We start from the raw sequence: 7,270 nt of genomic DNA, 5'->3' as shown, positions 1-7,270 counted from the left end.
CTCTGTGGGAGCGGGCTTGCTCGCGATGGCATCCCCGGGGTGCGCCAGCCAGACCGCGTTGTGTGCATCGCAGGCAAGCCAGCTTCCACAGGTTTTGCGGTGCTCACAAGATCCGGGGTCAGCCGCGTACCTCTGTGGGAGCGGGCTTGCTCGCGATGGCATCCCCGGAGTGCTCCAGCCAGACCGCGTTGTGTGCATCGCAGGCAATCCAGCTCCCACAGGTTTTGCGGTGCTCACAAAATCCGGGGTCAACCGCGTACCTCTGTGGGAGCGGGCTTGCTCGCGATGGCATCCCCGGGGTGCGCCAGCCAGACCGCGTTGTGTGCATCGCAGGCAATCCAGCTCTCACAGGTTTGCGGTGATCACAAAAAAGTCCCACGACATATCCCGTCAAACGATGCCCGTTGTGGCTGGCCCGCTACTGACTAGCCTTTGAAATTCATCAACTCATAGAGTCAGGCCATGCCTTCTTTTTCTGCCTCCCACCGCCTGCGCCGTGGTCGTTACAGCGAGCAAAATCGCATTTATCTTCTGACCGCCAATACGCTTGAACGCCAACCGATTTTCCTGAACTGGCGTGTAGGCCGACGGGTGGTCGAACAGTTCAAGCGGGCACAAGAGCAGGGGCTGGCCACTTCGCTGGCATGGGTGGTGATGCCGGATCACTTTCATTGGCTGATCAGCCTTGATAAAGGCTCGCTGGATGAGTTGATGTGTCGCACAAAATCGTTGAGCACCCGCGCAATCAACCAGTCCACTGGGCAAACAGGCCGCCGTTGGCAGCAGGGCTACCACGACCATGCCTTGCGGCGTGATGAAGATATCAAGCAGATGGCCCGTTATGTGATTGCCAACCCGCTGCGCGCCGGGCTGGTCCAGCGGGTGGGGGACTACCCCTTGTGGGACGCAATCTGGGTTTGATCCCACAGGGGGGATAGGTGTTTACCGTTACAACCACGACTCGGTAATGCGCCGGTCCAGTTCTTCCCAGTCAGCCATGCCCAGCACCCGGGTGGTGTTGAGGCCGCGCAGGTAGCCGCGCAGCTGTTGGGCACTGGCCTGGATGTCGGCAGTCGGAGTGTTTGCGCTGTGCAGCGTCTCTTCGTAGAGGCTCAGGTATTCGTTTACGCGGTCGCGGTACTCGGGCAGTACCGCTTCACGGATCAGGTCGAAGGTGCGCAGTTTTTGATTGGTATTCACGGGTCACCCTTTGTGAGTTTACGGGCTGTTGTTTGTTACCCAATGTAGCTCACATGTGACCCGTGTTAATACCCGCAGTGCCCCTCAGTGTGGTGTGGCTGCCGGGGCCGGGAGTTTGCCCGGATTGCCGCTCGCCCTCGCTGAGCGAATCAGCATCAATGCGCCCAGCAGCGCCGTGCCGGCCAGAAAGTACATGCCCGCGTGCGGGTTGTTGAAGTAGCCCTCGGCCCAGGTTTTGACCGTGGGTGCAAGAAAACCGCCCAGGTTGCCCAGGGCACCGATCACGGCAATCCCGCTGGCCGCCGCTGCACCACCCAGAAAGCGGGTAGGCAGTGTCCAGAACAACGGTTGCACGGTGATAAAACCGGCGGCAGCCACGCAGAACGCCATAATCACCAGCACCAGGTTGCCACTCAAGGTCGAGCCGATCATGCCCACTGCGGCCATTGCCAGCATCAATGCGGCATAGCGGGTTTGTTGGCCCTTGCGGTCAGCATGGCGTGTCACCAGGTACAGCATGCATACGGTGGCAATCCACGGAATGGAGGTCAGGGCGCCGACCTTAAGGCCAATGCCGGTACCCAGCAACTCGGCGATCCGCGTTGGCAGGTAGAACAGCACGCCATACACGCTGACCTGAATGGTGAAGTAGATCAGGGTGAAGTACAGCACCACCGGGTTGAACATTGCTGCACGCCACGACGACGGGCCTTTGTTGGCTTTTTGCAGTTGCTCTTTTTCCAGCTCGTGTTCGATCGCGGCCTTTTCTTCGGTGTTCAGCCACTTGGCATCCCGGGGTTTGTCGGTCAGGTAGAAGAACGCGAATACGCCGATGATCGAGGCCGCCAGGCCTTCGGTGACAAACATCCATTGCCAGCCGGTAAGGCCGAACTGCGCGCTTTCCAGCAACCAGCCCGATACCGGGCCGCCCACCATCAACGACACCGGTACACCGAAATAGTAAATGCCATAGGCCGAGCCACGCTGGTTCTGCGGGAACCAGTAGGTCAGGTACAACACCACCCCCGGCGACAGCCCGGCTTCGGCTACGCCCAGCAGAAACCGCAGGATATAGAAGCTGGTTTCGTCGTGGGCAAACATCATCGCCGCTGAGACCAGGCCCCAGGTCACCATGATCCGGCTCAGCCAGATGCGTGCGCCGATCTTGTGCAGCATCAGGTTGCTCGGTACTTCGAACACGGCATAGCCGATAAAGAAAATCCCCGCACCCAGGGCAAATGCCGCGTTGCTCAGGCCGGTGTCCGCCTGCAGGGCGTGTTTGGCAAAGCCGATATTGGAACGATCGATGATCGCCATGGCGAACATCAGGGCGACAAAGGGCAGGATGCGCCAGCGGATCTTGCTCAGCGCCTGTTGCAGTGCGGGGTTGGTCATGGGGTGCTCCGTTATTGTTTTTGTGGAGTACAGCAATCAGATTTTTTTCAGGGCAGCACGGGCATAGGCAGCGACGATTACAAAACAGCCCATTGGCAACAGATAGGCCACGGCCGTGGAGGAGTGGTCGGCCACCAGACCCATCACATAGGGCAGCAGCGCGCCGCCAACTATGGCCATGATCATGAACGAGCTGCCGCGCTTGGTATGTGGGCCGAGGTTTTTCACGCCCATGGCAAACAGGGTGGGGAACATGATCGACATAAAGAAGAACGTCGCCACCAGCGCGACCACCGATACACCTTCAAACCCCAGCACCACCACCGCACACAGCGCCACGTTGATCAGCGCATAGATCAGCAGCAGGCGCTGGGCATTGACCCTGCCCATCAGCCAGGTGCTGAAAAAGCGTCCGAACATAAAGCTGAGCATGGCCACCGAAAGCAGATACGCGGCTTGCTGGCTGCTCATCTGCGCCCAGTGCTCGGTGACGTAGTTGATAAAAAACGCCCCCACGCCAACTTGTGCTCCCACATAAAAGAACTGGGTGATAACCCCCGTGACGAATTCGCGGTGTTGCCACAGGCCTTTGTGGTCGTGCTGCGCAACTTGCACTTCCTGCTCGCGCAGGTCGGGCAGCGCAGTGCGGGCGATAAGGATGGCCACCAGCAACACCAGTGCGGCAATCACCAGATAGGTCATTTGCAGCGATTGTGTGGTGTCGGTGCTGTTGGCACCGCTGAAGAACAGTGCGCCGCCAATCAAGGGGCCGAAAAACTGCCCCAGGCCGTTGAACGACTGCGCCAGGTTCAGGCGGCGCTCGGCTCCGGCGGGTTCACCCAGCACCGTGGCGTAGGGGTTGGCGGCGGTTTCCAGGCAGCCCAGGCCGCAGGCAATCACAAACAGGGCGAACAGGAAAAACTGAAAACTCTGCGCCGCAGCGGCGGGCATAAACAGCAGGGCGCCGGTGGCGTAGAGGCACAGGCCCAGCAGGATGCCGGCCTTGTAGCCGTACCTGTCCATCAGCAAACCGGCGGGCAGGGCGATCAGAAAATACGCGCCAAAGTAGGCGCTTTGCAGCAGGCCCGACTGCGCCTTGCTGACGTGCAGGGTTTCCTGGAAGTGCTTGTTGAGCACATCGAGCAAGCCATAGGACAGGCCCCAGAGAAAGAACAGGCAGGTGACCAGGATCAGTGCCCGGCGATAGGACGTGACCGCCCGGGTAAAGGACGGCGCTGCGACGTTCGGGTGCTTGAGTGACATGACGCATCTCCTTTTTATTGTTGTGAGTTCGGCGTTGTGGTTTGCGTGGATCTACACCCTGTGGGAGCGAGCCTGCTCGCGATGCAGGCGGCTCGGTTTGCCTGACCACCGCGGTGATGCCATCGCGAGCAGGCTCGCTCCCACAGGGTCAGGGAGAATCTTTCAGGCTGAAAATCTGTGCCATTGGCGCCCATTTTTCACCGGGCTTTGTCCAGGGTGTAGGCTGCTGAAAACGCCACATCAGCGCTTCCCATTCCTGCACCTTGGGGTCGCTGGCGCCAGCCAGGGCAAAAGCTTCGGCACTGAACTCGGGGGCTGTGTCCATGACCATGAACAGCCGCGTGCCCAGGCGCCATATCTGCATGTCGAGCACGCCATGCCCGCGCAAATGGGCGCTGATCTGCGGCCAGATGTTCTGGTGCAAGCGCTCATACTCGGCAATCAGCGCCGGGTCGTCCTTAAGGTCCAGCGCCAGGCATTGGCGGTTCATGTCAGCGCCCGGTCCAGGTGGGTGTAGCCACCGTCCACCACCAGCCATTGCCCGGTGGTGTGGGAGGCGCGCGGGGAGAGCAAAAACAGCACGCTGTCGGCGATTTCTGCGGCCGTGGTCATGCGCCGGCCCAGGGGGATTTTTTCAACAATGCTCGCCAGCTTGGCTTGCGGGTCGGCGAAGGTGTCGATCCAGCGCTCGTACAAGGGGGTCATGACTTCGGCCGGGATCACCGCATTGACCCGGATCCCGTCAGCCAGCAATGAAGTGGCCCATTCGCGGGTCAACGACAGTTGCGCGCCCTTGGCGGCGGTGTAGCCGCTGGTCCCGCCTTGCCCGGTGAGGGCCGTCTTGGAGCTGATATTGACGATGGCACCGCGGCTGGCCTTGAGCGCATCGACGCACAGATGGGTCATGAGATAATAATGGATGAGGTTTTTTTCCAGTGACTCGACAAAGGCCGAGCGCCCGGCTTCAAGGCCAACGCCATCGTTGACCCCGGCGTTATTGACCAGCCCGTCAATGCGCCCGAAGCGTTGCAGCACGCTGGCGACTGCCGCGCGGCAGGCGTCTTCGTCGCGCAGTTCGACCTGCACAAACAGGCTCTGCGCCCCGCGCTGATCCAATTGCCGGGCCAGCTCATCGGACAGCGGGCTGTGGCCGAAAATCACCGGGATCGCACCTTCGTCAGCCAGCCCCAGGGTGATGGCTGCGCCGATCCCCGAGCCGCCGCCGGTCACGATAAACACCTTGTCTTGCAGATGCAGATTCATTGCGTCACTCCCTCTATGTTGTAGACGCGGCACGCCGTACCACCCCAGATGGCCGCGTGCTCTGACACGCTGGCGACCAGGGTGTGAGTGGCCTCGTAGTCGCTGGCCAACAGGCACACCGGCCAGTCGGAACCGAACATCAGGCGCTCGGGGCCAAACAGTTCCAGTGCCATGTGCAAATAGGGCGTCAGTTGTGCGCTGGACCAGTCCTGCCAATGGGCTTCGGTGATCAGCCCTGACAGCTTGCAGCTGACGTGGGGCAGGGCCGCCAACGGTGCCAGTTGGCTGGCCCAGGTTTTCAAGTCCCCGGCCTGGATATCGGGTTTGCCCAGGTGGTCGAGTACCAGATGGTGCTGGTCATGCTGCTGGCACAGTTCGGTAACCGTGCGCAGATCCCGGGCCTTGACCAGCACTTCGTAGACCAGTCCCTGGCGTTGCAAGGTATGCAAGCCACGGCTGAACCCCGGATTTTGGATAAACTGGGCGAGCGAGGGTTCGTCCTGCAACTGATGACGAAAGCCACGCAAAACCGGCGCTTGCGCCCAGCGTTCAAGCGATTGCTCAAGGTCGCGGGCACACAGGTCGACCCAGCCCACCACGGCGCGAATCCACGGGTAGCGCTGCGCCAGTTGCAACAGTTGATCGGTTTCACTGGCACAGGCGCGGGCCTGCACGGCGATGCAACCGTCGAATCCGCCAGCATCGAGCAAGGGCCGCAGATCATCGGGGGTAAAGTCCTGGCGCAAACCGCTCATGTCGCGACCTATCCACGGATAGGCCGCGGCGTCATAGCGCCAGAAGTGCTGGTGTGCATCCAGTCGTAGTGAGTGTGGGGACGACATTATTGTTGTACTCCGTCCGTTTGCTTAGCCCCGGTAGCGGTACTGCTCGCGGGAGGCGGCCTTCATCTGGATCGAGAAGCCCGGAGCCTGTGGTGGCATATAGGCCGCGTTGCGGATCACGCAGGGGTCTTCGAAGTGCTCGTGCAGATGGTCGACAAATTCCACCACCCGGCCTTCGTGAGTCCCGGCGATGCACAGGTAGTCGATCATCGACAGGTGCTGCACGTACTCGCACAGACCAACGCCGCCTGCGTGCGGACATACCGGCAGGTTGTACTTGGCGGCCATCAGCATCACGGCCAGCACTTCATTGACCCCGCCCAGGCGGCAGGCGTCGATCTGCACCACGTCAATGGCTTCACGCATGATCAGTTGCTTGAACACGATACGGTTCTGGCACATTTCGCCGGTCGCTACCTTGACCGGGCTGACACCCAGGCGGATTTTTCGATGACCTTCGACGTCGTCCGGGCTGGTTGGCTCTTCGATAAACCACGGGTTGGCGAATGACAGTTCGCGCACCCAATCGATGGCCGCGTCCACTTCCCATACCTGATTGGCATCGATCATCAGCTTGCGATCCGGGCCCAGTACTTCCCGGGCGATACGCACGCGGCGGATATCGTCCTGCAGGTCGTGGCCGACCTTCAATTTGACGTGAGAGAAGCCCGCATCCACCGCTTCCTGACACAGTCTGCGCAGCTTGTCGTCGGCATAGCCCAGCCAGCCGGCGGAGGTGGTGTAGCAGGGGTAGCCCTCAGCCTCGAGCAAGGCCAGTCGCTCGGCCTTGCCATTGGCGCGCTCGCGCAGCAGGGTCAGAGCTTCTGCCGGGGTGATGCAGTCGGTGATATAACGAAAGTCGATACAGCGCACCAGTTCTTCGGGGCTCATGTCTGCCACCAGACGCCACACCGGCTTGCCTTCGGCCTTGGCCCACAGGTCCCAGGCGGCGTTGACCACCGCACCGGTGGCCAGGTGGATGGCGCCCTTGTCCGGGCCGATCCAGCGCAACTGGCTGTCGCTGGTCACGTGGTGCCAGAAACGGCCCATGTCTTCGGCGATCCACTCCAGCTTCAAACCCACCAGCAGGCTGGCCAGGGCCTTGATCGAGGCACAGCAGATTTCGTTGCCGCGGCCGATGGTGAAGGTCAGGCCATGGCCTTCAAGGCCGGGGGTGTCGGTTTCGAGGATGACATAGGCCGCCGAGTAGTCAGGGTCCGGGTTCATCGCGTCAGAACCGTCGAGGGATTGCGAGGTGGGGAAGCGGATGTCTTCAACCCGTACGGCAGTAATTGTGGTCATGGTAT

General features: G+C 61.0%; 8 protein-coding genes. 1 reads left to right on the top strand and 7 read right to left on the bottom strand.

What is annotated here, in order from left to right; genetic code table 11:
* Window positions 1-462: 462 nt before the first annotated feature.
* A complete protein-coding gene (locus GHN92_RS20890) occupies window positions 463-921 on the top strand; it encodes a transposase (RefSeq protein WP_133144236.1) in 459 nt (152 codons plus the stop codon).
* A gap of 27 nt (window positions 922-948) precedes the next feature.
* Here the strand turns inward: GHN92_RS20890 and GHN92_RS20885 are convergent, their stop codons facing one another.
* From GHN92_RS20885 to GHN92_RS20855, 7 genes are all read right to left on the bottom strand, one after another.
* Window positions 949-1,200, bottom strand: coding sequence for a hypothetical protein (locus tag GHN92_RS20885; protein ID WP_095001843.1), 252 nt, complete (start codon window positions 1,198-1,200; stop codon window positions 949-951).
* Window positions 1,201-1,284: 84 nt separating this feature from the next.
* Complete coding sequence (locus tag GHN92_RS20880) at window positions 1,285-2,595, bottom strand: MFS transporter (protein WP_095001842.1); 1,311 nt, start codon at window positions 2,593-2,595, stop codon at window positions 1,285-1,287.
* A gap of 36 nt (window positions 2,596-2,631) precedes the next feature.
* Window positions 2,632-3,858 (bottom strand): L-fucose:H+ symporter permease, encoded by a 1,227-nt coding sequence (gene fucP / locus GHN92_RS20875; RefSeq protein ID WP_095001841.1) that lies wholly within the window; start codon window positions 3,856-3,858, stop codon window positions 2,632-2,634.
* Between the two features lie 148 nt (window positions 3,859-4,006).
* Window positions 4,007-4,348, bottom strand: coding sequence for an L-rhamnose mutarotase (locus GHN92_RS20870; protein ID WP_095021367.1), 342 nt, complete (start codon window positions 4,346-4,348; stop codon window positions 4,007-4,009).
* Window positions 4,345-5,121, bottom strand: a complete 777-nt coding sequence (locus tag GHN92_RS20865; protein WP_095001839.1) for an SDR family oxidoreductase — start codon at window positions 5,119-5,121, stop codon at window positions 4,345-4,347. Before GHN92_RS20865 ends, GHN92_RS20870 begins: the two co-directional genes overlap by 4 nt.
* Window positions 5,118-5,963: an amidohydrolase gene (locus GHN92_RS20860; RefSeq protein WP_095019230.1), complete on the bottom strand. Its 846-nt coding sequence runs from the start codon at window positions 5,961-5,963 to the stop codon at window positions 5,118-5,120. Before GHN92_RS20860 ends, GHN92_RS20865 begins: the two co-directional genes overlap by 4 nt.
* 24 nt (window positions 5,964-5,987) lie before the next feature.
* Window positions 5,988-7,265 carry an L-fuconate dehydratase gene (locus GHN92_RS20855; protein WP_095019231.1) on the bottom strand — a complete coding sequence of 426 codons (1,278 nt, stop codon included), beginning with the start codon at window positions 7,263-7,265 and terminating at the stop codon, window positions 5,988-5,990.
* Window positions 7,266-7,270 lie beyond the last annotated feature (5 nt).

This window comes from Pseudomonas sp. FSL R10-2964 (assembly GCF_009600035.1).
GTDB lineage: Bacteria > Pseudomonadota > Gammaproteobacteria > Pseudomonadales > Pseudomonadaceae > Aquipseudomonas > Aquipseudomonas bubulae.
The sequence above is the reverse complement of the archived record's forward strand: the minus strand, read 5'-3'. Positions and strand labels throughout refer to the sequence as shown.

Excerpts from the sequence above, each read along its gene's own strand:
- GHN92_RS20880 (WP_095001842.1), bottom strand. The coding sequence starts at position 2,595 with ATGACCAACCCCGCACTGCAACAGGCGCTGAGCAAGATCCGCTGGCGC.
- GHN92_RS20865 (WP_095001839.1), bottom strand. The coding sequence starts at position 5,121 with ATGAATCTGCATCTGCAAGACAAGGTGTTTATCGTGACCGGCGGCGGC.
- GHN92_RS20860 (WP_095019230.1), bottom strand. The coding sequence starts at position 5,963 with ATGTCGTCCCCACACTCACTACGACTGGATGCACACCAGCACTTCTGG.
- GHN92_RS20890 (WP_133144236.1), top strand. The coding sequence starts at position 463 with ATGCCTTCTTTTTCTGCCTCCCACCGCCTGCGCCGTGGTCGTTACAGC.
- GHN92_RS20855 (WP_095019231.1), bottom strand. The coding sequence starts at position 7,265 with ATGACCACAATTACTGCCGTACGGGTTGAAGACATCCGCTTCCCCACC.
- fucP (WP_095001841.1), bottom strand. The coding sequence starts at position 3,858 with ATGTCACTCAAGCACCCGAACGTCGCAGCGCCGTCCTTTACCCGGGCG.
- GHN92_RS20870 (WP_095021367.1), bottom strand. The coding sequence starts at position 4,348 with ATGAACCGCCAATGCCTGGCGCTGGACCTTAAGGACGACCCGGCGCTG.